At 64.3% G+C, this 25341-nt stretch carries 23 protein-coding genes and 1 tRNA gene; 18 read left to right on the top strand and 6 right to left on the bottom strand.

The genetic code is table 11. The features are described 5' to 3' along the window. Positions 1 to 334: 334 nt before the first annotated feature. Both ACQR0U_RS09400 and ACQR0U_RS09395 read right to left on the bottom strand, forming a co-directional pair. The gene (locus ACQR0U_RS09400; protein WP_316174208.1) at positions 335 to 1786 is read right to left on the bottom strand and encodes a sensor histidine kinase; all 1452 of its coding nucleotides are present in this window, start codon (positions 1784 to 1786) and stop codon (positions 335 to 337) included. Between the two features lie 256 nt (positions 1787 to 2042). Next, positions 2043 to 3602, bottom strand: a complete 1560-nt coding sequence (locus ACQR0U_RS09395) for a serine hydrolase domain-containing protein (protein ID WP_316174207.1) — start codon at positions 3600 to 3602, stop codon at positions 2043 to 2045. A gap of 134 nt (positions 3603 to 3736) precedes the next feature. Here ACQR0U_RS09395 and ACQR0U_RS09390 point away from each other — a divergent pair, with 134 nt between their 5' ends. After that, complete coding sequence (locus ACQR0U_RS09390; RefSeq protein WP_409999194.1) at positions 3737 to 4237, top strand: hypothetical protein; 501 nt, start codon at positions 3737 to 3739, stop codon at positions 4235 to 4237. A 9-nt stretch (positions 4238 to 4246) separates the two neighbouring features. On the opposite strand, the gene ACQR0U_RS09385 is transcribed toward ACQR0U_RS09390, so the two are convergent. Next, positions 4247 to 4981: an alpha/beta fold hydrolase gene (locus tag ACQR0U_RS09385; protein ID WP_316174205.1), complete on the bottom strand. Its 735-nt coding sequence runs from the start codon at positions 4979 to 4981 to the stop codon at positions 4247 to 4249. A 332-nt stretch (positions 4982 to 5313) separates the two neighbouring features. Here ACQR0U_RS09385 and ACQR0U_RS09380 point away from each other — a divergent pair, with 332 nt between their 5' ends. The 8 genes from ACQR0U_RS09380 (at position 5314) to ACQR0U_RS09345 (ending at position 12003) form a co-directional block, all read left to right on the top strand. Further along, positions 5314 to 5559, top strand: a complete 246-nt coding sequence (locus ACQR0U_RS09380; RefSeq protein WP_315752770.1) for a hypothetical protein — start codon at positions 5314 to 5316, stop codon at positions 5557 to 5559. Between the two features lie 310 nt (positions 5560 to 5869). Further along, positions 5870 to 5995, top strand: a complete 126-nt coding sequence (locus ACQR0U_RS09375) for a hypothetical protein (protein WP_284423887.1) — start codon at positions 5870 to 5872, stop codon at positions 5993 to 5995. 112 nt (positions 5996 to 6107) lie between these two features. Beyond that, the gene (locus tag ACQR0U_RS09370) at positions 6108 to 7679 is read left to right on the top strand and encodes a 2-isopropylmalate synthase (protein WP_316201772.1); all 1572 of its coding nucleotides are present in this window, start codon (positions 6108 to 6110) and stop codon (positions 7677 to 7679) included. Positions 7680 to 7978: 299 nt separating this feature from the next. After that, the gene (locus ACQR0U_RS09365; RefSeq protein ID WP_315713282.1) at positions 7979 to 8995 is read left to right on the top strand and encodes a TRAP transporter substrate-binding protein; all 1017 of its coding nucleotides are present in this window, start codon (positions 7979 to 7981) and stop codon (positions 8993 to 8995) included. Positions 8996 to 9117: 122 nt separating this feature from the next. Beyond that, positions 9118 to 9684 (top strand): TRAP transporter small permease, encoded by a 567-nt coding sequence (locus ACQR0U_RS09360; RefSeq protein ID WP_315752772.1) that lies wholly within the window; start codon positions 9118 to 9120, stop codon positions 9682 to 9684. Then, the gene (locus ACQR0U_RS09355) at positions 9681 to 11006 is read left to right on the top strand and encodes a TRAP transporter large permease (protein ID WP_315769041.1); all 1326 of its coding nucleotides are present in this window, start codon (positions 9681 to 9683) and stop codon (positions 11004 to 11006) included. The genes ACQR0U_RS09360 and ACQR0U_RS09355 overlap by 4 nt, the downstream gene beginning before the upstream one ends. A gap of 149 nt (positions 11007 to 11155) precedes the next feature. Continuing rightward, positions 11156 to 11761 carry a Spy/CpxP family protein refolding chaperone gene (locus tag ACQR0U_RS09350; protein ID WP_316169774.1) on the top strand — a complete coding sequence of 202 codons (606 nt, stop codon included), beginning with the start codon at positions 11156 to 11158 and terminating at the stop codon, positions 11759 to 11761. Positions 11762 to 11927: 166 nt separating this feature from the next. Beyond that, positions 11928 to 12003 (top strand) — tRNA-Lys (locus tag ACQR0U_RS09345). Positions 12004 to 12570: 567 nt separating this feature from the next. Here ACQR0U_RS09345 and ACQR0U_RS09340 read toward each other — a convergent pair. Both ACQR0U_RS09340 and ACQR0U_RS09335 read right to left on the bottom strand, forming a co-directional pair. Further along, a complete protein-coding gene (locus ACQR0U_RS09340) occupies positions 12571 to 13896 on the bottom strand; it encodes an ATP-binding protein (RefSeq protein WP_434872124.1) in 1326 nt (441 codons plus the stop codon). Then, positions 13893 to 14555, bottom strand: coding sequence for a response regulator (locus ACQR0U_RS09335; RefSeq protein WP_434843108.1), 663 nt, complete (start codon positions 14553 to 14555; stop codon positions 13893 to 13895). Before ACQR0U_RS09335 ends, ACQR0U_RS09340 begins: the two co-directional genes overlap by 4 nt. A gap of 140 nt (positions 14556 to 14695) precedes the next feature. Here ACQR0U_RS09335 and ACQR0U_RS09330 point away from each other — a divergent pair, with 140 nt between their 5' ends. The 4 genes from ACQR0U_RS09330 to ACQR0U_RS09315 all read left to right on the top strand — a co-directional run bounded on the left by ACQR0U_RS09330 (position 14696) and on the right by ACQR0U_RS09315 (position 19030). Further along, positions 14696 to 15133 (top strand): PepSY domain-containing protein, encoded by a 438-nt coding sequence (locus ACQR0U_RS09330; protein ID WP_315752776.1) that lies wholly within the window; start codon positions 14696 to 14698, stop codon positions 15131 to 15133. Between the two features lie 238 nt (positions 15134 to 15371). Beyond that, complete coding sequence (locus ACQR0U_RS09325; protein WP_315752777.1) at positions 15372 to 15842, top strand: DUF2271 domain-containing protein; 471 nt, start codon at positions 15372 to 15374, stop codon at positions 15840 to 15842. Between the two features lie 16 nt (positions 15843 to 15858). Continuing rightward, positions 15859 to 18063 carry a PepSY domain-containing protein gene (locus ACQR0U_RS09320; protein ID WP_434872123.1) on the top strand — a complete coding sequence of 735 codons (2205 nt, stop codon included), beginning with the start codon at positions 15859 to 15861 and terminating at the stop codon, positions 18061 to 18063. Next, complete coding sequence (locus ACQR0U_RS09315) at positions 18044 to 19030, top strand: FAD:protein FMN transferase (protein ID WP_434872122.1); 987 nt, start codon at positions 18044 to 18046, stop codon at positions 19028 to 19030. Before ACQR0U_RS09320 ends, ACQR0U_RS09315 begins: the two co-directional genes overlap by 20 nt. 124 nt (positions 19031 to 19154) lie before the next feature. Here the strand turns inward: ACQR0U_RS09315 and ACQR0U_RS09310 are convergent, their stop codons facing one another. Further along, on the bottom strand, positions 19155 to 20084 hold the full coding sequence (locus tag ACQR0U_RS09310) for a LysR substrate-binding domain-containing protein (protein ID WP_315752780.1): 930 nt from the start codon (positions 20082 to 20084) through the stop codon (positions 19155 to 19157). A gap of 219 nt (positions 20085 to 20303) precedes the next feature. Here ACQR0U_RS09310 and ACQR0U_RS09305 point away from each other — a divergent pair, with 219 nt between their 5' ends. From ACQR0U_RS09305 to ACQR0U_RS09285, 5 genes are all read left to right on the top strand, one after another. Further along, the gene (locus ACQR0U_RS09305) at positions 20304 to 21335 is read left to right on the top strand and encodes an ABC transporter substrate-binding protein (RefSeq protein WP_434863291.1); all 1032 of its coding nucleotides are present in this window, start codon (positions 20304 to 20306) and stop codon (positions 21333 to 21335) included. Between the two features lie 116 nt (positions 21336 to 21451). Beyond that, the gene (locus tag ACQR0U_RS09300; RefSeq protein ID WP_434863290.1) at positions 21452 to 22495 is read left to right on the top strand and encodes an ABC transporter ATP-binding protein; all 1044 of its coding nucleotides are present in this window, start codon (positions 21452 to 21454) and stop codon (positions 22493 to 22495) included. Next, positions 22492 to 23373 carry an ABC transporter permease gene (locus tag ACQR0U_RS09295; RefSeq protein ID WP_315752784.1) on the top strand — a complete coding sequence of 294 codons (882 nt, stop codon included), beginning with the start codon at positions 22492 to 22494 and terminating at the stop codon, positions 23371 to 23373. Before ACQR0U_RS09300 ends, ACQR0U_RS09295 begins: the two co-directional genes overlap by 4 nt. Continuing rightward, positions 23370 to 24179 (top strand): ABC transporter permease, encoded by an 810-nt coding sequence (locus ACQR0U_RS09290; protein ID WP_434863289.1) that lies wholly within the window; start codon positions 23370 to 23372, stop codon positions 24177 to 24179. Before ACQR0U_RS09295 ends, ACQR0U_RS09290 begins: the two co-directional genes overlap by 4 nt. 11 nt (positions 24180 to 24190) lie before the next feature. Further along, positions 24191 to 25327, top strand: a complete 1137-nt coding sequence (locus tag ACQR0U_RS09285; protein ID WP_434863288.1) for an NAD(P)/FAD-dependent oxidoreductase — start codon at positions 24191 to 24193, stop codon at positions 25325 to 25327. The last annotated feature ends 14 nt before the right edge of the window (positions 25328 to 25341 follow it).

Raw genomic sequence — 25341 nt, 5'->3', positions numbered from 1 at the left:
CCACGTCGCACCGTTCGAGGGAACGGTCAGCTTGATGCGACGTCTAGCAACGCAGTGCAGCGAAAGACACAACGCGCCGGATTGAATTGCTCTAAGCCATGCGGTGTTGAATTGTTCTAATTGGTTCGGAGATGCGCAGGTCGCGGCGTCTCTGCGGCATTGCGCATTTGATGATCACGATCGACGCGGAGTGATTCATGATCGTGCACGATATGATGCGCGATAAGCGCTCCACCCAAGCCGCGGACGGAGCGCTGCTGGTCTCGTTTTCCGGGACTGCGTGTCGAGGACTCTCAACGCTTGGGACCGGTCGTTGATGCGCGCGCGGCCGAGTCTATTGTGCGGCGGCGAGTTCCAGCTCGGCCGGCTTGCCTGGTCCGATCAGCGGAATGTCCAGCGTGATGCGCGTGCCCTGCTGCGGCTGGCTGTCGAGCTCGATGCGGCCGCCGAGTGTGGATGCCACGAGGTTGAAGGCGATGTGCAGGCCGAGGCCGGCATTGCCCTTCTCGCGGCGCGTGGTGAAGAACGGGTCGAACACCCGCCCGCGAACCTGGTCGCGCATGCCGACGCCCTGATCGGCGCAGACGATGCGCACCGAATCATCGCCGGGCTGTGCGACCTCCACGGTGAGGACGCCGCTGATGTCGCCGGGATAGGCATGCGTCGCCGCATTGAAGGCGAGGATGCTGATGACCTGTCCGAGTGCACCGGGATAGCTGGTGAGCACGATGCCCTCCGGGCAGGAGAGCACGACCGTCAGGCCCTGGCGCGCCAGCAGCGGGCGGAGCTTGGCGACGTGATCGGTCATCCAGCTTTGCAGCTCGAAGGTTTGCAGCTCCTCGTTGGCCTGGTCGACGGCAACCTGTTTGAAGCTGTGTACCATCTCGGAGGCCCGGTGCAGGCTCTGCGTCGTCAGATGCAGGCCCTGCTGCAGCCGCGCCACGCCCCTCGCCAGATCCGAGCGCCGCACCGGGCCGCCGCCAAGCATGCGCGCGATCGCCTCGACGTCGTCTTCCATCGCCGTCGACGTGGTCAGCGCCAGCCCGAGCGGCGTGCTGACCTCGTGGCCGACACCGGCGACGAGCTGGCCGAGCGAGGCCAGCTTCTCCGCCTGCACCAGATGGGCCTGGGTCGCATGCAGATCGCGCAGCGAGGTCTCGGAGCGCTCCTTCTCCCGCTGCAGCGCCTCCGCGGTGCGGAACTGCTTGCGCGCCTGGTACTCGCGCGCGCCGACGGCATAGAGCGAGAGCAGGCAGGCATTGCCGACCAGCGAATGATCGATGAAGCGCAGGCCCGGCGGCAGCGGCTCGGTCGCGAGACTCTCGGCCACCGCCAGCGCGCTCCAGCTCGTCGCGCAGAAGATCGCGTAGGAGCCGGTGCGCAGCGGCAGCATGGTGGAGACGAACAGGATGACGATGATCATGCCGGCCGCGGAGTAGGTGAAGCCCGACGGCAGCACCCAGTAGATGGTCGGCAGCACGCAGCCGGGGATGACGCAATAAATGAGATGGATCGGCTCGGCCCATCGGCGCGCTGATGTCGACAGCAGCGCCGTCAGCGGCAGCAGCACCAGCACGGCGGTGCCGCCGCGGATCGCGAGCGTGGTCGGCACGATCTCGGGATAGAGCACCCAGTCCCACAGCGTGTAGCCGGCAAAGGTGAGGGCGCCGAGCAGCATCGCGATCTGCGTCCAGGCTGTGCTGCCGCGGACGTAATGGTCGACGAAACGCCGCTCCTCGACGGCATCCTCGAAACGGAGACCCAGCCGCTCCAGCAATCTCAACATTATGCCACCGCAATCGAAAAACGATCCCCCGCCGCGCCGGGCAGGGCCGGAGGCTTGGCGGGAAGGCAGACATACACGAGATGATCTGTTTGAGAAAACGACGGGAGATCGCATCCTCCGCCCGCGGCACGCAGAGCGCTATGAGAACTGTTCCAATTCTCGCCGTGCGGCATGTCTCCGCCCAGCCGAACGGAGCCGATCAGTGCTGCAGCATTCGCGCTCGACTTTCGTCAGGCTGCGCAGAGCCGCCGAGGACTCATGGCGCCGCATGACCCTCGACCACTACGTCCTTGCCGTAGCGGCCCTTCGTTCGGAACGTCACCTTGTCGCCGTCGAAGCTGAGCCGCCAATTGCGCTCCTCGCCCTGGCCAATGAACTGGGCGTCGATCACGAAGGTCGTGGCGTCGATCCAGCTGCCCTTCATGGCCCGGTAGGTGAAGGGCTGCCAGGGATGGGGCGGCGCGGTCTTGCGATAGAGGCCATCGAGGCCGATCGGGCTCTGCAGATGCACCGTGCCTCCGGCGCGGTCCCGCGAGGGGATGTCCCAGGTGACCTGCGGTTCCGGTCCCGTGAGGTCCAGCTTGATCGTGTTGATGCCGAGCGGGCCGGGCGGGAAGCTGTAGGTCTTGCCCGAGATGGAAGCCGCCATCTCCGGCACGGCTCCGACCGGGCCTCGCGTTTCCGTCGCGACCTCGCGGACATCAGCGGCGAGCGCGGCTGCCGCTTCCGGCGCCGCAGGCAGGGCGCTGTCAGATGTCACAGTCGCCGAAATGGTGTTGGCGAGCTTGCGGAATGGACAGAACTCGCGCGCGGTCATCACCGCCACGATGTCGCGGTCGGGCAGCACCATGATGACCTGGCAGTGGTAGCCGACCGCCATGAATACGTGTTTGTCCGGCAGGGCCCAGAACTGATCGGCGTAGGAGAGCCCCGGATCGAACTTCGCATTCATGCTGACGGTGGCGTGGTTGACGGCTTCGATCCAGTCCGGCGGCAGCAATTGCTGCTCGCCCCAGCGGCCGCGCCGCAGATAGAGGTAGCCGATCTTCGCCATGTCGCGCGGCTTCAGCGCCAGCCCGAAACCGCCGGCGGAAATTCCCTGGGCATCCTTGAACCAGGTGTGCTCGGTGATCCCGAGCGGCCCAAACAGCCTCTCCTTGGCGAAGTCCTCCGCGCTCTTGCCGGTGAGCTTCGTGACGATCGCGGAGAGCAGATGCGAGTTGCCGCTGTTGTAGTAGAACGTCTCGCCGGGCGCTTGCGCCATCGGCCTGTCGAGGATGTACTGCACCCAATCCGGACTCCGGCCCATCTCGTAGAGGGATGTCTCGGCGCCGCCGCTATAACCCTCGTCCCAGTCGAACCCGGAGGTCATGTTGAGCAGGTGCTGCACCGTGAGCGCCTGCTTGCGCGCGTCGACATTGTCGATCTTGCGGTCCTTGAAGAAGTCGAGCACCGGATGATCGAGACTGTCGAGCACGCCGTCCTTGAGCAGCATCGCAATCAGCGTCGAGACCACGGCTTTGGTCGCGGAATTGATGATGTGCGGCTCGTCGGCGTTGTACGGTGCATAGGACGCATCGAGCACGACCCGGCCGTGGCGCGCGATCAGCAGGCTGTCGAACCTCATCGCCTTACCGGAAGCGACGAGTTTTGCGAGGGCCGCCGAATCCATCCCTTCGTCCTCAGGCGTGGCGGTCGCCCAGTCGGATTGAGGAAAGCGGGCGAGGCTCAAGTCCTCGGCGAAGGCTGCGCTGGAGAAGAGCCGGGCCACCAGCAGCGCTGAGAACAACCAAAGTCCGGTCTTGAGACGCGCCATGTCGAATGTCTCCGATGAGCGACTTTCAGGTTATGGTATCAGAGGACCGCAATCCATCAAAGATTGTGTGATAGCCGGCGCGCACGTCGAAGAGCCGGCCCATTGCTCGGGCGTAGATTGAGATGAGGATTGAAGTGACCATGCAGGCCGGCATACTTCGACGTTTTCATGACGTTTTTCTTGGTGTTGCATTTGCCGTCGCGGCTCTGCTCACGGTCCTGGCGCGACCTGCTTCGGCCGAAGGCGAACGCGTGATCGCGGTGCCCGAGCTGCATGCGATGACGCCTGAGGCGGGAGATGATGCCGCCCTTCTGACGAGCGCGCTACGCGCGCGATTCCACGCAATGCCGTCGCTCCGGGTCGTCGAAGAGCCTGTCCCGATGGCAAGCCCAGGTCATCCGGATATTCTGCTGCCGCAATTCGAGAAATCGCGAGATCTGCACTTTGATCTCGTGCTGGTCGGCAATGCCGCGCTCCTCAGCGATGGCCGTCACAAAGTCTCGCTTCGGATTTGGGACGTCGAGAAGCAAACTCAACTCCTCGGGCAACAATACGTGTTTCGCGCATACCCCGGCCACGAGCAGGAGATTGCCAATGTAATCGGCGATGCGCTGGTCTCAGCCCTGTCGCAATAGGACTGGTGCTCATTCCGCCCAATACGCCCGCAGCGCGGCCGCGATGCTCTGCGGCCGCTCGACGATGCTCCAGTGGCCGGCGTCCGGCTCGACATGAAGCCGCGCGCCGTGCGCTTGCGCGAACCGGCTGAGCGTGTCGAGCGGCACGAACGGATCCTGTGTGCCCGAGATCACCAGTCCACGCCGCGGCAGCTGTTCGAGCCGCGCGATCCAGTCGCCCTTGAAGCACAGACCGTCGGCGGAGCGATACAGCGCGAGGATCGCCCGGCGCATCGGAGCCTGCCATGCCGTGGCTTCGCGCGCCGCCAGCTCCGATGGCAATCCGCTCTGCCGGAACATCCGTGCCATGGCAGCTTGCGACGACACCGCCATGAATATCTCGCCGAGCACGGGCGTATTCCAGATCCGCGCGATGCGATGTCCCCGATAGTCCGGATCGAGTGCGCCGCCAGCGACCGCCCAGGAGCGCACCAGCCCCGGCCGCAGCGATGCCGCGCGCAGCACCAGCAGCGCGCCCCAATCATGCCCGACCAGGTCGAGCGGCCCGACCGCCGCATGCTGCGCTTCCAGCAGCGCGACCAGCCAGTCGGCGTAGGCGTCCTTGGTGCAGGGGAAGCCCGGAGGTGCATCGCCGTCGAAGCCGGGCAGGGCAGGCACTGCCACGGTCTCGCCGAGCGCCGCGATCAGCGGGCCCCAGATTGCGGGCGTGTCCGGCACGCCGTGGACGAAGATGCGGTTTGTCATGAGGTCATGGTACCACACGCTCGATCTTCGTATTCGACGAAATTTCCTCTTTCCTTTTTTCAGAAAACGTGCTTCTCTACGTCATCCCGCCTCATCGAAGAGGGGCGTACGCGTCGTCACGATACGTGGAGTGCGGGGAGCGATGGCCGTGAGGCGCCGGTGGACGACCGGCGTTTTGCGGACGGCGAAGTCGTGTGGTCCTGGCCTCCCGATGCTGAGGTCAAGTTCGTGCCGTTGCGCGAAGCAGCGGTGCGGATGATGGGGGCAAGAAAGCCCGGTCCCCAGGGAGAGCGCGAAGTAAGCCGTAAAGCCGTTGCGCAGGGAAGGCCGGGATGTCCTGGCCGATCCTGTGGTTCCTGCCCCGTGCATTTTCTATCGCACGGGGGCCGCGGGTGTCGGCAGACGCCCGGTCTTCCCTGCACCCTCTGATGGAAGAGGGTACGATGCGGGTGAACAACTCGGGCACGGATGTGTCGCGGGAGCGTGAAATGCGTGCTGGTGCAGATGCCGACAACCACACCCTCACCGTCATCCCGGACAAGCGCGCGGTCACGCGTGCGCCGATCCGGGATCCATAACCCCAGGGAGATCTGCGAGGCAGGATGGCCGCTCCAGCTCGCCCAGCCAAATCCGCCGCGGCGTACGGATCCCGGGTCGGCGTTCACCAACGCTGGCGCGTTGGCGGCCTTGCCCGGGATGACACTGTTCATAGGGAGAGATTTATAGGGAGAGCGGCGCGGGACTGCCCGAATACGTCACCTCTCCTGACCATTATTCGGCGTTGCGAGACCCTCCCATTCCCAGTAAAAGCGCTGTCGAGGGCACCTCGGCAACAAACCGTCAACGGTTTTGCCGCACAGTTTTCGTGTTCTCGCAAAGGGTTTGGCAATGCTGATTCGCAGCGCAGAGATCGAGGCCATCGCCGGGGCAGACGCCCGGACGATCGCGCTCGCCGCGCTGCAGCCCGCCGACCTGATCGGCGCGATCGAGCTTCTGCTTCTTAGCTGCCCCTGAGGGCCGGCTGGGCGGGATGCGCCTGGGCACTCAGGGGGCTGCTTCGACACCGAAACACCCTTCAGCGCCTCTGGAAGCCACGCGCACCACCCGAAAAGTTCGAGGAAAGCAGATGTCCAATCCCGTTCAGTCCGACAAGGACCGCGTCGTCATTTTCGACACCACTTTGCGCGATGGCGAGCAGTGCCCCGGCGCCACCATGACGTTCGAGGAGAAGCTCAACATCGCCGCCATGCTGGACGGCATGGGCGTCGACATCATCGAGGCCGGCTTCCCGATCGCCTCCGACGGTGATTTCGAGGCCGTCAACGAGATCGCCAAGCGCACCCAGAACGCCGTGGTCTGCGGCCTGTCGCGCGCCGGCGCCAAGGACATCGACCGTTGCGCCGAGGCGATCCGCCCGGCGAGGCGCGGCCGCATCCACACCTTCCTGTCCACCTCGCCGGTGCACATGAAGTACAAGCTGCAGATGGACCCGCAGCAGGTCTACGAACTGGTGATCTCCTCGGTGACCCGCGCGCGCAACCACACCGACGACGTCGAATGGTCGTCCGAGGACGGCACCCGTACCGAGTTCGACTTCCTGTGCCGCTGCGTCGAGGCCGCGATCAGGGCCGGCGCGACCACCATCAACATTCCGGATACCGTCGGCTATGCCGTGCCGGAGGAGTATTACGACCTGTTCAAGCGCGTGCGCGAGAGCGTGCCGAACTCCGACAAGGCAGTATTCTCGGTCCATTGCCACAACGATTTGGGCATGGCGGTCGCCAACTCGATGGCCGGCGTGCGCGCCGGCGCCCGCCAGATCGAATGCACCATCAACGGCATCGGCGAGCGCGCCGGCAATGCGGCCCTGGAAGAGGTCGTGATGGCGATGCGCGTGCGCAACGACAAGCTGCCGTACTGGAACAAGATCGACACCACGCAGCTCACCCACGCCTCCAAGGTGGTCTCGGCCGCGACCTCGTTCCCGGTGCAGTACAACAAGGCCATCGTCGGCCGCAATGCGTTCGCGCATGAGAGCGGCATCCATCAGGACGGCATGCTGAAGAACGCGCAGACCTACGAGATCATGCTGCCGGAGACGGTCGGCGTGAAGCAGACCTCGCTGGTGATGGGCAAGCATTCCGGCCGCCATGCCTTCATCCACAAGCTGGAGGAGATGGGCCACAAGCTGGCGGGCAACCAGGTCGAGGACGCCTTCGTCCGCTTCAAGGCTTTGGCCGACCGCAAGAAGCACATCTATGACGAGGACATCGAGGCGCTGATCGACGAGGGCATGGTGAGCGCCCATGACCGCATCAAGCTGCTGTCGCTGTCGGTGATTGCCGGCACCCGCGGCCCGCAGCGCGCCACCATGAAGCTCGACGTCGACGGCGTGACCAAGATCGAGGAGAGCGAGGGCAACGGGCCGGTCGATGCCGTCTTCAACTGCATCAAGTCGCTGGTGCCGCACGAGGCCAAGCTGGAATTGTACCAGGTCCATGCCGTGACCGAGGGCACCGATGCGCAGGCCGAGGTCTCGGTGCGGCTGTCGCAGGACGGCCGCTCGATGACCGCGCGCGCGGCGGATCCGGATACGCTGGTGGCCTCGGCCAAGGCCTATCTGGGGGCGCTCAACAAGCTGGTCATGAAGCGCCAGCGCGACGTGGCGCAGGGCGCGGCGGCCGCAGCGGCGAGCTGAGTTCACGATCGTCGGTTGGGGCCGAACCTTGCTTCGTCATTCCGGGGCAACGCGCAGCGTCGAACCCGGAATCCCGAGCTTGGCTTGGGCCAGCGCCAATAACTTCCGGATTCCGGGCTCAGCCGCTTGCGCGGCTGCCCCGGAATGACAGTCATCACCATTTTTGCGCTGCGGCATGGGAATCCCCGCCTCTGCGGCTAACGGTCAATGGCATTCCGGCCGGCGACCCGCTAACAATGTCCTTGGCATACAAAGCGGGGGCGTCATTGCAATGTCCCCCGAAACGTCGGGAGGACACCTTGCACTTCAAGTTTCGCCACGTGATCGCCACCGCCGCCTCGCTCGCGGTGCTCGCTCTGGCCGGTCCGGCCCTCGCCGCCGACAATCCGATCGTGATCAAGTTCAGCCACGTGGTGGCCTCGAACACCCCGAAGGGCCTCGCCGCCGACAAGTTCAAGGAGCTGGCCGAGAAATACACCGACGGCAAGGTCAAGGTCGAAGTCTATCCGAACTCGCAGCTCTACAAGGACAAGGAAGAGCTCGAGGCGCTGCAGCTCGGCGCGGTGCAGATGCTGGCGCCTTCGAACTCCAAGTTCGGCCCGATCGGCATCAAGGAATTCGAGGTGTTCGATCTGCCCTACATCCTGCCCGACCTCGCCACCCTGCGGAAGGTGACCGACGGCCCGCTCGGCACCAGGCTGCTGAAGCTGCTCGAGCCCAAGGGAATGATCGGGCTCGCCTACTGGGACAACGGCTTCAAGCAGATGAGCGCCAACAAGAAGCTCGTCGATCCCGCCGACTACAAGGGTCTGAAGTTCCGCATCCAGTCCTCGAAGGTGCTGGACGCGCAATTCCGCACCCTCGGCGCCATCCCGCAGGTGATGGCCTTCTCCGAAGTCTACCAGGCGCTGCAGACCGGCGTCGTCGACGGCCAGGAGAACACGCCCTCGAACATCTATACCCAGAAGATGCACGAGGTGCAGAAGTACATCACGCTGACCAATCACGGCTACATCGGCTACGTCGTGGTCGTGAACAAGAAGTTCTGGGACGGCCTGCCGCCGGATATCCGCGCCGCCTGCGAGAAGGCGATGAAGGAAGCGACCGCCTACGGCAACAACCAGTCGGCGAAGGAGAACGACGACGCGCTCGAGGAGATCCGCAAGTCCGGCAAGACCGAGCTGGTCAAGCTGACGCCGGCCCAGGACGAGGCGATGCGCAAGGCGATGATGCCGGTGTACAAGGACGTCGCGGGGCGCGTCGGCCAGCCGCTGATCGACGAGTTCCTGAAGGAGACGCGCGGCTCGACCAACTGATGGCGTGAGACGAGCGGTGCGCGGACAATGGCCCGCGCACCGAGGGGGCGAAGCACTCGGCGCGCAAGAAGGCAGACGGCGCAGCCAAGCGCCGCGGACGTTTTGATTGTGGGGGAGGGGACTTGGGCTTTCTGTTGCGCATCCTCGATCGGCTCGAGGAGATCCTGATCGCATTCCTGATCGCGGCGGCGACCTCGATCATCTTCGTGGCCGTGCTGCACCGCTATCTGGTCGGCGTGCCCTTCCTCTATCCCATCCTGTTTCCGATCGACCTGTCCTGGGCGCAGGAGCTCTGCATCTACATGTTCGTGTGGATGGCCAAGTTCGGCGCCGCCTACGGCGTGCGCACGGGCATCCATGTCGGCGTCGACGTCGTCGTCAACATGATGCGGCCATCGCTGCGCAAGGTGACCATCCTGTTCGGCCTGCTGTGCGGAGCGCTGTTCACCTCCATCATCGGCACGATGGGCGCCAAGTTCGTCTACGGCCTGTCGCAGACCGACCAGGTGACGCCCGACATGGAGCTGCCGAGCTGGCTGGTCTATCTCTGCATCCCGCTCGGCTCCTATCTGATGTGCTTCCGCTTCCTGCAGGTCGCCTGGCACTATCTGCGCCACGACGAGCTGCCGCATCACGACCACGCCTATGTCGAAGGCGTCGACCCGACGGCGACGGAGGCGCTGCGATGAGCAGCCTCCTCATCTTCAGCCTGCTCATCTTCCTGATGCTGACGGGCATGCCGATCTCGATCGCGCTCGGCCTCACCGTGCTGTCGTTCGTGTTCTTCATGACGAACGTGCCGACCGAATCGGTCGCGCTGAAGCTGTTCACGGGCATCGACAATTTCGAGATCATGGCGATCCCGTTCTTCATCCTCGCCGGCAACTTCCTGACCCATGGCGGCGTCGCCCGAAGGATGATCAACTTCGCGACCTCGATGGTCGGGCACTGGTATGGCGGCCTCGGCCTTGCCGGCGTCGTGGCCTGTGCGCTGTTCGCCGCCGTCTCCGGCTCCTCGCCGGCGACCGTGATCGCGATCGGCTCGATCATGCTGCCGGCGATGGTCAAGCAGGGCTTTCCCAAGCGCTTTGGCGCCGGCGTCATCACGACGTCAGGCGCGCTCGGCATCCTGATCCCGCCCTCGATCGTGATGGTGGTCTATGCGGTCGCGACCGGCGGCAGCATCGCGCTCGATCCGGCCGGTCATCGCGTCTCCTCGGCCTCTGTCGGTCAGCTGTTCATCGCCGGGGTTATCCCCGGGCTGATGCTGGCGAGCCTGCTCGGCCTCACGACCTTCTACCGGGCCTGGAAGAACGACTATCCACGGATGCCGCGGGCGAGCTGGGCCGAGCGCTTCACGGCCTTCCGCAAATGCGTCTGGGGCCTGCTGCTGATCGTGATCGTGCTCGGCGGCATCTACACCGGCAAGTTCACGCCGACCGAGGCCGCGGCCGTCAGCGCCGTCTATGCCTTCGTCATCGCGGTGTTCGTCTATCGCGACATGTCGCTGAAGGACGTGCCGAAGGTGCTGCTCGGCTCGGCCAACATGAGCGCGATGATCCTCTACATCATCACCAATGCCGTGCTGTTCTCGTTCCTGATGGCCAATGAGAACATCCCGCAGCAGATCGCCAACTGGATGGCGGCGGCTGGCGTCAACTGGATCGTGTTCCTCTTGGTCGTCAACATCCTCCTGCTGCTCGCCGGCAACGTGATGGAGGCGACCTCGATCGTCTTGATCATGGCGCCGATCCTGTTCCCGGTCGCGGTCAAGCTCGGCATCCATCCGGTGCATCTGGGCATCCTGATGGTGGTCAACATGGAGGTCGGCATGTGCCACCCGCCCGTCGGGCTCAACCTCTACGTGGCCTCCGGCATCGCCAAGATGGGCATCACCGAACTGACCATCGCCGTCATGCCCTGGCTGCTGACGATGCTCGGCTTCCTCGCGCTCGTCACCTACGTGCCGGAAATCTCGCTGTGGTTGCCGCGCATGCTGGGGATGCTTTGAGGCGTGGCAACAAACTGAAACTGATTTGCAAAAACAGAAAGGTATTTGAAGCAATTACATCTTCGTAAGGTCGTACACTCTGTCCAAACTGTAAGTTGAAGGCGCGGAACGGCAGGCTCATGCTGATCCGAGTTTCCAAGGAGGTTGGCATGAGAAGGTTCACCATCGCCGCAGTCGCCGTGCTCGCCATCGCCGGCTCGACCGCGGTCTACGCCCAGCGCGGCTGGTTTCATGATCACATGCATCATGCGCGCATGAATCCGGAAGATCGCGCCGCCATGCTCGATGCGCGCATCGCTTCCGTCCATGCCGGCCTGAAGCTGACGGCGGACCAGGAGAAATTGTGGCCGCCGGTCGAGAGCGCGGTGCGCGATCTCGTCAAACTGCGATTCGATCGTGCCAACGCGCGGATGAAGGCAGCCGACGAGGCGCAGGACAAGGATGTCGATCCGGTGGCGCGGCTGCGCGAGCGTGCCGACACCATGGCGGTCACGGCGGATGCGATGAAGAAGGTCGCCGACGCCGCTGACCCGCTCTACAAGACGCTCGACGACGGCCAGAAGCGCCGGCTGTCGATGCTGACCCGGCCGATGGGGCGCATGATGGGACCGGACGGTCCGCGCCATCACCGCTGGATGGAGCGCGGCGAGGGCGGCATGGAGGATGGTCCGCGCTTCGGCGAGCATCGCTTCGGCCCGGGACCGATGGGCCACATGGGCTGGTCCGAGGAGGAACGCGAGTCCGGGCGGCTTTGACAGCCGTTTGACGATCCTTCTGATTTCATTTGGGGGAAAACCGCCGCCCGCCGGCGGTTTTTCTGCATCGAAAGTGCCGAAAAATGCTCAGGGATCGCTGGACATCCTGGAATCGCTTTGCTAAACGACCGGCTCTCGCGGAAGGCTTTCTCCGGATGCAAGATCCGGGCGCATAGCTCAGTTGGTAGAGCAGCTGACTCTTAATCAGCGGGTCCTAGGTTCGAGCCCTAGTGCGCCCACCAAGCCTTTCAAAGACTTATGCAGAAACACCGTCTGAGGTTGAAAAACTAACGGTTTTTCAGACGGTGTTTTTCGACAGTCTGCTCTCAATAGTTTGAAAGGCGAACCAGGGGACGTACGGCTAGCCAGCCGCGATCTTCGGTGGCGTCCAGCCTCAATGTCTTTGAACGTTGATTGGTGCCGTCGGGGTGCACCTCAGGCACCATGGCCGCGAGCGTTCGCTCCGACGTCCCAACTCTTGTCCTCTGGATCGGCGCCGACCAGCCGGTATGGGCGACACGGATCAGACGCCTGGGTGTCGGCACCTCGCGTCGTTTTTCCGCAACGACACAAGCGACCCTTCGCCATGACCTGTGGACCGTCTTGGAGCCAGAATGCGCCACTCGCGCGCGAGAGGTGGCCAATCAGATGACGCCGCCGAGCCGAAGCCTGACAGCTATCGTAGCGCTTCTCGAAGAGCTGGCCGCCACGCGCGCGTGATTCGCCGCCGGCCTGCTGATTGGCCCCAATTGCCACATCCCAATCTGCTCCCAATTCCTCGAAAAATCATGGACGAGCCGCCCATGAACTCACGGCGCGGAAAACCTCGCCTGGAAGCCGCCCTGCGCTCCAGGCAAAGGGGATGTCAGGACAAGCTCGGCCCCGACGCCGGAGGCGATGGCTTTTGCAATGGCGAGGCCCAACCCCGAGCCGTCGGCATCGGTGCTGCCACGCTCGAACGGACGAGACAAGCGTTCCAGCAACTCCGGCGGAACGGCTGTTCCCTCATTTGTAACGGTCAGCACGCCAGTGTTGGAAAGAGCTACAGCGACCGGCGCGTCGGGCGCTCCGTGCTTGAGGCCGTTCTCGATGAGGTTGCGCGCTAGAATGGCAAAGGCATCTGTATCGATATCGAAAAGGACCGGCGTAACAGGAATGTTGACGGCGAGCCGACTGGCCGCAGCCGGATCGCGCATCATCTCCCCGACGACCAGTTTCAGAACCGATGCGATGTCGGTCGTCTCCTTGCCCTGAAGCCGTCCACCCTCCGCCTTCGCGAGTTGCATCAACTTTTCAGACAATTGCGAAAGCCGCCGCAGCGCCACCTCGATCTGCTGGGCCCGGGTTCGGGCCGCGGTGTCCCTGGTCTCGGCGATGAGCCGTTGCGTCTGCGCGAGCGCGGCAGCCACCGGTGTACGGAGTTCGTGCGCGGATTTGGCCGTGAAACTTCGCTCAGCTTCCAGGGCGCGTCGAAGCTTCTCCAGGAGGCCGTTCACGGCGTCGGCGATCGGTCCGATCTCGGAGGGCAGTCCCGCGGCTGGAACCGAGGACAGATCGCCGGTGCCGCGCGCTTCAATGTCGCTTCGTAGGCGCCTGACCGGGGTCATCGAAACGCGCACGACGCCCCATACGGCGAGAAGGCTGAGGGGAATGAGCAATCCCAACGGCCAAGCAAGCCCGAGGAGCGCCTGGTTCGCGACCTCGCGGCGATGTGTCAGCAGCTCCGCCACCGCGATCGTCATCGTGCCTCGCACTGCAGTGTCGAAGTAGATTCGATGGGTCGGGGTGTCGACAAACCCCATTCTGGAGAACGGAGGAAAGATCGCGTCGTCGGCGCCGTGCGAGCGCAGCAGTACGGTACCGCGCTCGTCACGGACCACATAAGTGAAGTACTCGTCGTGCTGCCTCAGCGTAGCGATACGCTGAGACGTGCCGTCTGCCTCACGGCCGAGGATCTCGAGCACCGCAAGTGGAAGAATCCGCTGAGCCGTTTCCTCGAGCGCGCTATCGAATACTTCGTTCATTTCGTGACGCAGCCTTTGGCCGGTCACGACGGCTGCAACGATCCAAAGGAGTGCGACACCGAGCCCGAGCCACAGCGAGATCTGCCACTGCAGACTACGCGGGCCTTTCATGAGGCGTTTCCCAGCCGATAGCCGAGACCTCGCACGGTCTCAATGACGGCGTGTCCGAGCTTCTTGCGAAGCCGGCTGACATGGACCTCGATGGTGTTGCTCTCGATCTCTTCGCCGAAGGAATAGAGCCGTTCCTCGAGCAGCGATTTGGACAAGACCTGCCGTGGACGCTGCAAGAAAGCCTCGAGCAGCACCCATTCCCGCGCTGTCAGGGCGATGCTCTTTCCTGCACGCGTCATCGACCGAGCGGCCAGGTCGATCTGAAGATCGCCAATTCGGATGAGCGGGTTCGGATTGCCGGCATAGCGGCGAGCGACGGCGTTCAGCCGCGCCGTAAGCTCCGAGAGATCGAAGGGCTTGATCATGTAATCGTCTGCGCCGGCGTTGAGCCCTTCGATCCGGTCGGACAATTGATCAAGCGCCGTTAGGATGATGACCGGCGTCACGTCTCCCTTGGCGCGTAGATCGCGCAGCAGTCCGATACCGCGGCCGTCCGGCAGCATGAGATCCAGGAGCAAGAGGTCATAGGCCGCGGTGCCAAGATATTCCCGTGCCGCATCCAAGCGGGTCACCCAGTCCACGGAATGGCCATCCGACACAATCTGGTCGCGTACTGCCGCCCCCAGAATCGTGTCGTCTTCGATCAGCAATATCCGCATCGGGTCATTCCGCGCACCCCGTCGACCTGTGAGGTTAGAGATAATCATAGAGGAGATTCTGACGTTGACCTGAAGCAAAAGTCGCGGCGTCTTCAGGTCAACGTCAGGAAACCGGCTCAAGAAGAAGGCAGGCAGGAGCCTTGAAGCGGGAGCAAGAGAACGTGAAGAGGACAGTGTTGATTGCCGCCATTCTGCTGGGGGCGCTGACCCCCGGCATGGCGCTGGCCGATGATGACGATTGCAGCGCGCCCATGGCGCAATGGCAGCCGCGCGAAGCGGTCGAACAAATGGCGAAAGCGCGCGGCTGGACCGTGCGCAGAATCAAGATCGACGATGGATGCTATGAGATCAGGGGACAGGACGAAGGCGGTCGCGCCATCGAGGCAAAGGTTGATCCTGCATCTCTGGCTGTGATCCGCGTGAAGCAAAAACGCGGAGAGCACGACAAGGATCATGATGAAGGTGACCGAGACCGGCGAGGCGATCAGTCGGGACCAGGACGAGCAGCCGCGCCTTCGGCGCCGCCCCCCAACGGACTTATTCAGGGCGGCACGGCCCCCAAGGTCCAAGTTCAATAGCGGTCCGGAAGCGACGAGCATCGTGGGACGCAAAAGGCTGGCCCGACCGACGGACATCGCCTGAATCGAGCGAACGCGACATCGCGTTCTAGCGCGCCCCGCGTCGTGCGGGGCGTTTGCTTTTGCAGAGAGCGCCAACCTGACGGTGACCTGAAGCAGAATCGGATCGGCCTTCAGGAGCACGTCAGCCGCGCCATTCAGTTATGGCGCGATAGAAACGCCACTGTCGGAGACAGAAATGAGATCGATGATTGCCGCCCTTGCCCTGACCACCGCGCTGACCGCCCCCGGGCTGGCCATGGCGCGACCTGTCACGTTGACCACGACGCTCAACAACTACGGCGGGAACGGCGCGTATTTGGCGCTTTACGTGACCGACGCGACCGGAGCTTACAAAGGCACGCTGTGGATGGCGGGCTCCAAGTCCAAATATTACAGCCATCTCAGCGGCTGGGAGCGCAGTTCTCGTGGAAACCTTGCCGATATCAACGGCATCACCGGCGCAAGCGTCGGAGCCGGCCGTACGCTGAAAATCACGCTCGATCTTGCGGATGCGCTCTTCGATGCGGGCTACAAGCTGCATATCGACGCCGCCGCCGAGGACATGCGCGACAGCCCGTCCGAGGTGGTCGTTCCGCTGACATCCGCGGGCGCGGGCCGGCCGCTGGCAGGGCGCACCTACATCCGCTCGTTCGCTTACGACATGTAGCCTTAGGATGGGTGTGATGCTGCGCTGGATTCATAGGGGCCTGGCCTTTGCCGTCATCCTGCCGCTGATGGTGCTTGTCCTGAGCGGAGCGGTGCTGTCGGTGATCCCGGCTTGGGAAAAAGCTGGTGCGATATCGCCAGACAGCATTAGCGTCGCCGACCTCGCCGGCCGGATCGCCCACAGATATCCTGGCGTCGAGCAGATCAAGCGACTGACCTCCGGCAAGGTCATCGCCTTCTACTCCGGAGCAGCGGGCCCGGCCGCGAGCGTGGTGGACCCTTCCAGCGGCAAGCCCGTTTCGGACTACGTGCGCTCCCCGTTCGAGCGCTGGATGACAAACCTGCACCGCTCGTTCTTTCTGAGCGATGGCGGACGCATGGCCGCAGGCGCGAGCGCATTCGCGATGCTTGTCCTGACGCTGTCAGGTCTGCAGATGACGGCCCGGCGCATGGGAGGGTGGCGGCACATTCTCGGCTGCTCCCGCGGCGGCGGCATGCAACGCCTGCATACCGATCTCGGTCGGCTGGTGGCCTTCGGGCTCGTGCTGTCGGCGATGACGGCGCTGTATCTGTCGCTCACGACGTTCGGACTGATCCCGGACGGCACGGCACAGGTGTCCGCATTTCCGAGCGTGACAAGCCGCGGCCAAGCTCTTCCGGTCGAGCAAATTCAGGCTTTGCGCGGCATCGATCTTTCCCAACTGCGTGAATTGACGTTTCCCAACCCCGCGAATCCGAACGATCTCTTCCAGCTAGCCACCGCTGCAGGCGAGGGCTACGTCGACCCGGTCGGTGGAGAGCTGCTGGGTTGGCAGGACAATTCGGTCGCCCGGCAGATCTACGAATTCATCTACATGCTGCACACCGGGCAAGGGCTCTGGTGGCTTGGATTGCTGCTCGGCGTCAGCGCCCTCGGCGTGCCGGTGCTCGGGGTAAGCGGAGCCGTGGTGTGGTCGAGCAGGAAGCACGCTCACGCTCCCATCACCGACAACGTTCCCGCCAAAGATGCCGACACCGTGATCCTGGTCGGCAGCGAGGGCGGCAGCACATGGGGCTTCGCCCGCACGCTGTATGCCGCGCTGACGGCCAACGGGCACAGGGTTCACGTCGCTCCGATGGACAGCTTGTTACGATCCTATCCGTCGACGCAGCGCATGTTCCTGCTGACGGCAACCTATGGCGACGGCGCAGCGCCGGCGACGGCCGGCGCGTTCCTCAAACGCCTCGACGCGATCACCGCGCCGCTGCCTTTTCCGGTCGCAGTCCTCGGCTTCGGTGATCGGCAATTCCCGCAATTCTGTCAATTCGCCCGCGACGTCGAAGCGGCCCTGGCGCGTAAAGGCTCGAGATCGTTGATGCCGCTGGACACGATCGACCGCCAGTCCGGGCAAGAGTTTGCGCGGTGGGGCGCGGCCCTGTCGGACGTCATGGGTGAAGACCTTGTGCTGATACATGTGCCGGAGCGGCCGCGTACTCATACGCTGACGCTCATCGAACGCGTCGATTACGGCGCGGAGGTGCAGGCGCCAACCTGCGTGCTGCGCTTCGCGCTGCCAAGAAGCGGCATGTTCGCGCGCCTCACAGGGCATGCCTGGCCGCGCTTCGCCGCAGGCGACTTGATCGCGGTTCTGCCGCCGGACTGCAACTTGCCGCGCTACTATTCGTTGGCAAGTTCGACCCGTGATGGCTTCGTCGAAATCTGCGTCCGCAAGCGTCCGGGCGGACTTTGCTCCGGTCTGCTTCACGGCCTTCAGCCGGGCGACAGGGTCGAGGCCTTCTTGAAGGCAAACCCCGCTTTCCGTCCTTCACATGGACGAAAACCGGTGATCCTGATCGGCGCCGGCACCGGCATAGGTCCGCTGGCAGGATTTGTTCGTGCCAACGGCGGGCGCCGGCCGATGCATCTCTATTTCGGCGGGCGCGATCCAGCCTCGGACTTTCTTTATGAGCGCGAAATCGATGGCTGGCTGGGTGAGAAACGACTGACGAGCTTCACCACTGCCTTCTCGCGCGTGAAGGGCGGCGGCTATGTGCAGGATCGCCTGCGCGATGACGCCGATCGCCTGCGCGGACTCGTCGCCAACGGGGCGCAGGTCATGGTCTGTGGCGGGCGCGACATGGCAGCGGACGTCATGCAGGCGGTGGCGGATGTATTGGCGCCCCTCGGTCTGACTCCTGTCGCACTCAAAGCCCAAGGGAGGTATGTTGAAGATGTCTACTGACCTGCTCCGTCATGTATTGAGCGGCGCCACCATGGGAACGCGCTGGTCGGCGCTGCTCTATGCACCGCCGTCGACCGATCTTGCCGCGCTGGAAGCCGCATTGGCTCACGCTGTCGATTGCGTCGACCATCAGATGTCCACATGGAAGCCGGACAGCGACCTGATGCGTCTCAATGCAGCGTCGCCGGGGACCTGGGAATCCTTGCCGATTGAACTCATGCGGGTTTTGGAGCGGGGAGTTGCAATCGGACGCGCCTCGGGCGGCGCCTTTGACGTCGGGCTCGGAAGTCTCGTCAATGCCTGGGGTTTCGGACCTCCCTGTTCGGCGCCAGACGCGCAAGCCCTTTGCGCGGCTCTTCGCGAGCGGTTGCCACCAACCCACACTGTTCTTGAACTGGATGTGCCGGGACGAAGGGCGCGCAAACATAGCCGCTTCGCCCTCGATCTTTCGGGCATCGCCAAGGGTTTTGCCGTGGACGAGATGATGCGTGTGGTTGAGATCTTCGGCGTCTCCAATGCGCTGGTCGGGCTTGATGGAGAGTTGAAAGCGCGGGGCGCCAAGGCAGACGGAGCCTCGTGGCGCGTAGCGGTGGAAGCGCCTGACTATGAACGGCGCGGTCCGCTCGGCGTGATCGAATTGCGTGATGCGGCGGTCGCGACGTCGGGCGACTATCGGCGCTGGGTCGATATCGGGCGAAAGCGCCTCTCTCATACGATGGACCGATCGCGCGGCGGTCCGGTAGAAAATGGAATTGCGTCAGTTTCAGTCGTTGCCGCTAGCTGCATGGACGCCGATGCCTGGGCCACTGCGCTCATGGTTCTCGGTCCGGAGCAAGGCAAGGCGCTGGCGCAGAAGCAAGGACTGGATGCACTGCTCATCCAGCGGCAAAACGAGACGTTCTTGGAGATTCCTGTCGGTCCCTTGTTCTATGAGCCTCGGGGCGCGCGGCAGGAAATGAGCCCGTAAACCGGCAGACTCTCAATCACAAGCATTCCCGCGTTCTGGTCCGTGGCGAGGGCGTCGGCCTTGGTGGCTCTCAGCAAGGAGCAGATCACACGCCGCTCAATCAGCGGGTTCTGGGTTCGCCCAGCTAACCTTCATCGGTTTCTCCAGGGATCGATGCTCGGCCGAGCTCTTCCAGGGCCTGTCGCACCGACTCGACGAGGTCCAGCGCCACCGGCGAGGGGCTGCGCTGCGGTGGGAACACCGCGGCGAATTCGAAATCGATGCGCGGCATGAATGGCCGCATCACCACGCCACGGCCGTCGAATTCGCGCGCGGTGAACGGATCGCAAATCGAGACGCCCAATCCCGACGACACCATCCCGCACATGATTTCCGACAGCGTCGTCTCGACCCGCAGCACGCGCCTGACATCCTCGCGATGGAAGATCTGATCGATCAGATGCCGGCTGGTGGAGCCTGACGAGAGCGAGATGAAGGTCTCCCCCTCGAAGTCGCGCGGCACCAAGATCGTCTTCGCGCAATGCGGATGGCCTGCGGGGAGAACGGCGACGCGCGGCAGCGCCGGCAGCTTGATGCTCGGCAGCCCGGCATGGGCGATCGGCACCTCGGCAAAGCCGACGTCGCATTGCGCGTTCAGCACCCAGTCGATCACGATCGGCGAGATCACGCCGAAGAACGCGAGGTTGAGGTTCGGCCGTTCCTGCAGGAAGTGGCCTGCGAGCCGCGGCAGATAGCCATTGGCGAGCGCGGGGAGCGCGGCAATGCGCAGCGTCCCGGTGCGCCGGCCACGGATCTCCTCAGCGGCCGCGGTGATGCGATCGAGCCCGACGAAGGAGCGCTCGACCTCCATGTAGAGCGCCGTCGCTGCCGCGGTCGGCACCAGGCCGGTGCCGCGGCGCTCGAACAACTCCATCTTGAGCAGCGCCTGCAGGTCGCGCAGCAGCCGGCTGACCGCCGGCTGGGTCACCGCCATCAGCTTGGCGGCTTCCGTCACACTGCCGCTCAGCATCATCGCCCGGAAGGCTTCGACCTGCCGCGAGTTGATCCGCGCCATACGTCCTCACATCCATAACATTCTCGTATGAATAGGGTGCCATTATTCATTGGACGATCAAAGACTCTGCTGCGATCTTTTTTGGCAGGGTGAGGGAAGGCTCGTTTTTTAGGCTCTTCAGCTCCGGGTTTCTGGGGTGCGGATGCCATCGGGCAAGCCGATCTCCCTGGGGCGGTTTTTTAATACCGTCTCGTATCCAAGATGATGGAGATCGGTCCGATGAAGCACCCTAAACTCCTGATGGCGGTCGGCGTCGCCGTCCTGGCCTCTGCCTCGCAGGTCTGGGCTCAGCAGAAGACGCTCTATGTCGCCGGCTATGGCGGCTCGTTCGAGAAGACGATCCGCGAGGAGGTGATCCCGCCGTTCGAGCAGGCCAACGGCGTCAAGGTCGAATACGTCGCTGGCAACTCCACCGACACCCTCGCCAAGCTGCAGGCGCAGAAGGGCAACCAGCAGATCGACGTCGCGATCGTCGATGACGGCCCGATGTACCAGGCGATCCAGCTCGGCTTCTGCGACAAGGTCACCGGACTGCCCGGCGATCTGCTGGAGGTCGCGCGCTTCAAGGACGACAAGGCGGTCGCCATTGGCCTCGTCGCCACCGGCCTGATGTACAACAAGAAGGTGTTTGCCGAGAAAGGCTGGGCCGCGCCGACCTCGTGGAACGATCTCAAGGATCCGAAATACAAGCAGCTGCTCGTCATTCCGCCGATCAACAACACCTACGGCCTCAACGTGCTCCTGATGCTGGCGAAGATGAACGGCGGCAGCGAGAGCAATGTCGATGCCGGTTTCAAGATCTTCAAGAATGACATCAATCCCAACGTGCTGGCCTACGAGCCGTCGCCCGGCAAGATGACCGAGCTGTTCCAATCGGGGCAGGCGGTCATCGCGGTGTGGGGCAGCGGTCGCGTGCAGAGCTTTGCCAACACCGGCTTCCCGGTCGATTTCGTCTATCCGAAAGAAGGGGCCGTGAGCCTGCTGACGACGGCGTGTCCGATCGCCAAGCTGTCGGTCTCGCCGCTGGCCTCGAGCTTCATCAAGCTGCTGCTCGATCCGAAGATCCAGCTCACGATGCTGAAGGAATATGGCTATGGCCCGGTCGTGAAGTCCGTCGTGGTCCCCGAGGGCGTGGGCGCGATGGCGCCGATCGGCGAACGCGCCGCCAAGGTCTATGCGCCCGATTGGACCGTGGTCAACGAAAAGCGCGAGGAATGGACCAAGCGCTGGAATCGCGAGGTCGAACGCTGACTGGTCGTTTGTTGCGAGCCTCTCGTTGACGACGGTGTTCTCCCTTCCCCGCAGGGGGGAAGGGAAGTGCACCGTGCGCGGGGCGCCAGTATTCCTCGCCCATCTGGATCCAAAGCATGTCCTTCCTCGAGATCGATCGCGTCGGCAAATCTTTCGGCCCCAACGCGGCCGTCGAAGAGTTCAGCCTCGGCGTCGCCAAGGGCGAGTTCATCTCGTTCCTCGGCCCCTCGGGCTGCGGCAAGACCACCACGTTGCAGATGATCGCGGGCTTCCTCGATCCCTCACACGGCGCGATCCGCCTCGAGGGCAGGGACCTCGTCGCAGTGCCACCGGCGAAGCGCGGCCTCGGCATCGTGTTCCAGAGCTACGCGCTGTTTCCTCACATGACCGCGGCCGAGAACGTCGCGTTCGGCCTGGAGATGCGCAAAGTCGCGCGCAAGGAACGCGAGGAGCGCGTGCGATCGGCGCTCGCGCTGGTCGGCCTCGCCGGCTATGAGGACCGTCATCCCCGCCGCATGTCCGGCGGCCAGCAGCAGCGCGTTGCGCTCGCGCGCGCGCTGGTGATCCGGCCGAGCCTGCTGCTGCTCGATGAGCCCCTGTCCAACCTCGATGCGCGCCTGCGCGAGGACATGCAGATCGAGCTGCGCCAGATCCAGCGCGATCTCGGCACCACGACCATCCTCGTCACCCATGACCAGATCGAGGCGATGTCGCTGTCCGACCGCATCGTCGTGATGAGCAAGGGCAGGATCGAGCAGATCGGCACGCCGCAGCAGGTCTACGAGCAGCCGGCTTCCGCCTTCGTCGCGCAGTTTCTCGGCAAGACCAACGAGTTTGCTGCGACCGTGGACCACACCGGGGGGCAGGCCAGACTGGTCGCGGGATCGTGGAGTGCGCCGGCGCCGGCCGGCGTGGCCGGCGCCGTAGCCGTCAGCGTCCGGCCCGAGCGCATCAACTTCGGCGACGCCGGGCTTGCAGGGCGCATCACGAGCCGCATCTTCCAGGGCAATCACTGGCTGTTCCAATGCGACACCGAATGCGGGCCCGCCATCGTGATCCGGCAGAATGACGGCCAGCCGCAGCCGGAGCAGGGCGCAGCGGTGCATCTCGTCTGGCAGGTCTCGGACATGAGCCTGCGCGCTGCGAAGGCTGCAGCATGAGCGCGACCGTCGCGTCCAACTCGTCGGAGACGCGCGCCGGCCTTTCGCTGGCGCTGCCGGCCTTGATGCTGTTCCTGGGCGTCGTCGTGATCCCGTTGGCGATGACCGTGATGCTGTCGTTCCACGATTGGGGCCAGTACAAGGGCATCGAGCCGGTCTTCATCCTGAAGAACTGGCGCGAGATCGTGGACGATCCCTACTACGCGGAGATGTTCTGGCGCACCTTCCGCGTCGCGGTGCTGGCGACCTTGATCACGGCGGTGTTCGGCGTACCGGAGGCCTATATCCTCAACCGCATGCAGGGGCCGTGGAAGGGTCTCTTCCTGCTGGTGATCATCGGCCCGCTGCTGATCTCGGTCGTTGCGCGCACCCTCGGCTGGGCGCTCCTGTTCGGCGGTAACAACGGGCTCGCCAACAAGCTCCTGATGACATCAGGCCTGATCGAGTCACCAATCAGGTTCATGTTCACCGAGACCGGCATGGTGATCGCGCTGGCGCATGCGATGATGCCGTTCATGGTGCTCGCGGTGTGGACCGCGCTGCAGCGGCTCGATCCGCAGGTCGAGAATGCGGCGCTGTCGCTGGGGGCAAGCTCGCTGACGGTGGTCCGCCGCATCGTGCTGCCGCAGATCATGCCGGGCGTGCTGTCGGGCGCCATCATCGTATTCTCGCTGTCCGCCAGCGCGTTCGCGACGCCGGCGATCATCGGCGGCCGCAGGCTCAAGGTCGCGGCGACGCTCGCCTATGACGAATTCCTCAATACGTTGAACTGGCCGCTCGGCGCCGCGGTCGCCGTGCTGCTGCTGATCGCGCTCGTCCTGATCGTCGTCGGCTCCAACGCGCTGATCGAGCGCCGCTATCAGGAGGTGTTCCGATGAGCCGGAACGGCCCTCTGGCGCTGATCTTCCATGCCGTGTTCGTCGTCTTCATGGTGGCGCCGATCGTCGTCGTGTGCTGGGTTGCGTTCACGCCCGAAGGTTTTCTGTCGATCCCGATCACCAGCTTCTCGCTGCGCTGGTTCAGGGCGCTCGCCGACTATCCGGAATTCGTCCACGCCTTCGGCGTGAGCCTGTGGCTCGGCGCGCTGTCCTCGTGCGTGGCGCTCTTGTTCGCGGTGCCGGCGGCGCTGGCGATCAGCCGCTATCGCTTCCGCGGCCGTGGCGCGCTGTCGGCGCTGTTCCTGTCGCCCTTGATGATCCCGCACGTCGTGCTCGGCATCGCCTTCCTGCGCTTCTTCACGTCGGTCGGCATCGGCGGCACCTTCGTGGCGCTGGTGATCGCCCATGTCGTCGTGGTGTTTCCGTTCGCGCTGCGGCTGACGCTTGCGGCCGCGACCGGCATGGACCGGTCGATCGAGATGGCCGCGGTCTCGCTCGGTGCCGACGGCTGGACCATGTTTCGCCGCGTCACCTTGCCCGCGATCCTGCCTGGCATCGTGAGCGGCTGGATGCTCGCCTTCATCCAGTCGTTCGACGATCTGACCATGACCGTGTTCCTGGCGACGCCCGGCACCGAGACCTTGCCGGTGCGCATGTTCCTCTACATCCAGGACAACATCGATCCGCTGGTGACGTCGGTGTCGGCCAGCGTCATCGCCATCACCATGACCGTCCTGATCGTGCTCGATCGCGTCTATGGCCTCGACCGCGTGCTCACTGCCAAAGGCGGCGACGCAGGACGATAGGAGATACTACGATGAGAGACTATGACGTCGCCGTCGTCGGCGGCGGCCTGCTCGGCTCTGCGATTGCCTGGGGGCTCGGCCGGCTCGGTCAGCGCGTCGCCGTGCTCGACGAGGGCGACATCGCCAAGCGTGCCTCGCGCGCCAACTTCGCGCTGGTGTGGGTGCAGAGCAAGGGCCTGGGCATGCCGGCCTACACCGGCTGGACGGTGCGCGGCTCCAAGGCGTGGCCGAAGCTCGCCGAGGAGCTGAAGGCGCAGACCGGTCTCGACGTGGTGCTGCAGCAGAACGGCGGCTTTCATCTCACCCTCGGCGAGGCCGAGTACGAGCAGCGCACCCAGCTCGTCGCGCGCATGCACAACCAGGTCGGCGCCGCCGACTATCAGATGGAGATGCTGCCGGCGTCCGAGGTGAAGAAGATGCTGCCGCTGATCGGCCCGGAGGTCTCGGGCGGCAGCTTCTGCCCTTATGACGGTCACGTGAATTCGCTGCGCACCTTCCGCGCCCTGCACGCCGGCATGAAGCAGTTCGGCGTCGACTATCTGCCGGAGCGTGCGGTCGGTGCGATCGCGCTGGACGGCAGTGAGTTCAGGCTGACGACGGCGCAAGGCGAGATCCGCGCGGCGAAGGTCGTGCTCGCGGCAGGAAATGCCAACCAGACCCTGGCGCCGATGGTCGGGCTGTCGGCGCCGATGGGGCCGACGCGCGGCCAGATCGTCGTGACCGAGCGCACGATGCCGTTCTTGCCGCATCCGTTGACCACGATCCGCCAGACAGACGAGGGCACGGTGATGATCGGCGACAGCAAGGAGGACGAGCTCGACGACCGCGTGCAGAACTTTTCCGTCAACGCGGTCATGGCCGATCGCGCCCAGCGCACCTTCCCGCATCTGGCGCGGCTCAACGTCGTCAGGAGCTGGACCGGCATCCGCGTGATGCCGAAGGACGGCTTTCCGATCTACGAGCAGTCGGAGAGCCACCCGGGCGCCTTCGTCGCCTGCTGCCATTCCGGCGTGACGCTCGCGGCGAACCACGCTTTCGACATCGCGCGCATGGTCAAGGACGGCGCGCTCGAGCCGGAGCTGGTCGGTGCATTCACAGCCAGCCGCTTCGACAGCAAAGCGGGAGCGGGCGGCAGTGGCTACTACTGAGGGATGACGGCGCA

The organism is Bradyrhizobium sp. HKCCYLRH3097, assembly GCF_051167875.1.
In the GTDB taxonomy this organism is placed as follows: domain Bacteria; phylum Pseudomonadota; class Alphaproteobacteria; order Rhizobiales; family Xanthobacteraceae; genus Bradyrhizobium.
Note: the sequence above shows the minus strand (reverse complement) of the source record. Positions and strands in the feature narration are given on the sequence as shown.

Coding starts and splice junctions, on each gene's coding strand:
- ACQR0U_RS09395 (WP_316174207.1), bottom strand. CDS start 3,602: ATGGCGCGTCTCAAGACCGGACTTTGGTTGTTCTCAGCGCTGCTGGTG.
- ACQR0U_RS09300 (WP_434863290.1), top strand. CDS start 21,452: ATGTCCTTCCTCGAGATCGATCGCGTCGGCAAATCTTTCGGCCCCAAC.
- ACQR0U_RS09385 (WP_316174205.1), bottom strand. CDS start 4,981: ATGACAAACCGCATCTTCGTCCACGGCGTGCCGGACACGCCCGCAATC.
- ACQR0U_RS09335 (WP_434843108.1), bottom strand. CDS start 14,555: ATGCGGATATTGCTGATCGAAGACGACACGATTCTGGGGGCGGCAGTA.
- ACQR0U_RS09310 (WP_315752780.1), bottom strand. CDS start 20,084: ATGGCGCGGATCAACTCGCGGCAGGTCGAAGCCTTCCGGGCGATGATG.
- ACQR0U_RS09285 (WP_434863288.1), top strand. CDS start 24,191: ATGAGAGACTATGACGTCGCCGTCGTCGGCGGCGGCCTGCTCGGCTCT.
- ACQR0U_RS09355 (WP_315769041.1), top strand. CDS start 9,681: ATGAGCAGCCTCCTCATCTTCAGCCTGCTCATCTTCCTGATGCTGACG.
- ACQR0U_RS09305 (WP_434863291.1), top strand. CDS start 20,304: ATGAAGCACCCTAAACTCCTGATGGCGGTCGGCGTCGCCGTCCTGGCC.
- ACQR0U_RS09290 (WP_434863289.1), top strand. CDS start 23,370: ATGAGCCGGAACGGCCCTCTGGCGCTGATCTTCCATGCCGTGTTCGTC.
- ACQR0U_RS09340 (WP_434872124.1), bottom strand. CDS start 13,896: ATGAAAGGCCCGCGTAGTCTGCAGTGGCAGATCTCGCTGTGGCTCGGG.
- ACQR0U_RS09295 (WP_315752784.1), top strand. CDS start 22,492: ATGAGCGCGACCGTCGCGTCCAACTCGTCGGAGACGCGCGCCGGCCTT.
- ACQR0U_RS09325 (WP_315752777.1), top strand. CDS start 15,372: ATGAGATCGATGATTGCCGCCCTTGCCCTGACCACCGCGCTGACCGCC.
- ACQR0U_RS09370 (WP_316201772.1), top strand. CDS start 6,108: ATGTCCAATCCCGTTCAGTCCGACAAGGACCGCGTCGTCATTTTCGAC.
- ACQR0U_RS09315 (WP_434872122.1), top strand. CDS start 18,044: ATGTTGAAGATGTCTACTGACCTGCTCCGTCATGTATTGAGCGGCGCC.
- ACQR0U_RS09350 (WP_316169774.1), top strand. CDS start 11,156: ATGAGAAGGTTCACCATCGCCGCAGTCGCCGTGCTCGCCATCGCCGGC.
- ACQR0U_RS09320 (WP_434872123.1), top strand. CDS start 15,859: ATGCTGCGCTGGATTCATAGGGGCCTGGCCTTTGCCGTCATCCTGCCG.
- ACQR0U_RS09380 (WP_315752770.1), top strand. CDS start 5,314: ATGTCCTGGCCGATCCTGTGGTTCCTGCCCCGTGCATTTTCTATCGCA.
- ACQR0U_RS09400 (WP_316174208.1), bottom strand. CDS start 1,786: ATGTTGAGATTGCTGGAGCGGCTGGGTCTCCGTTTCGAGGATGCCGTC.
- ACQR0U_RS09375 (WP_284423887.1), top strand. CDS start 5,870: ATGCTGATTCGCAGCGCAGAGATCGAGGCCATCGCCGGGGCAGACGCC.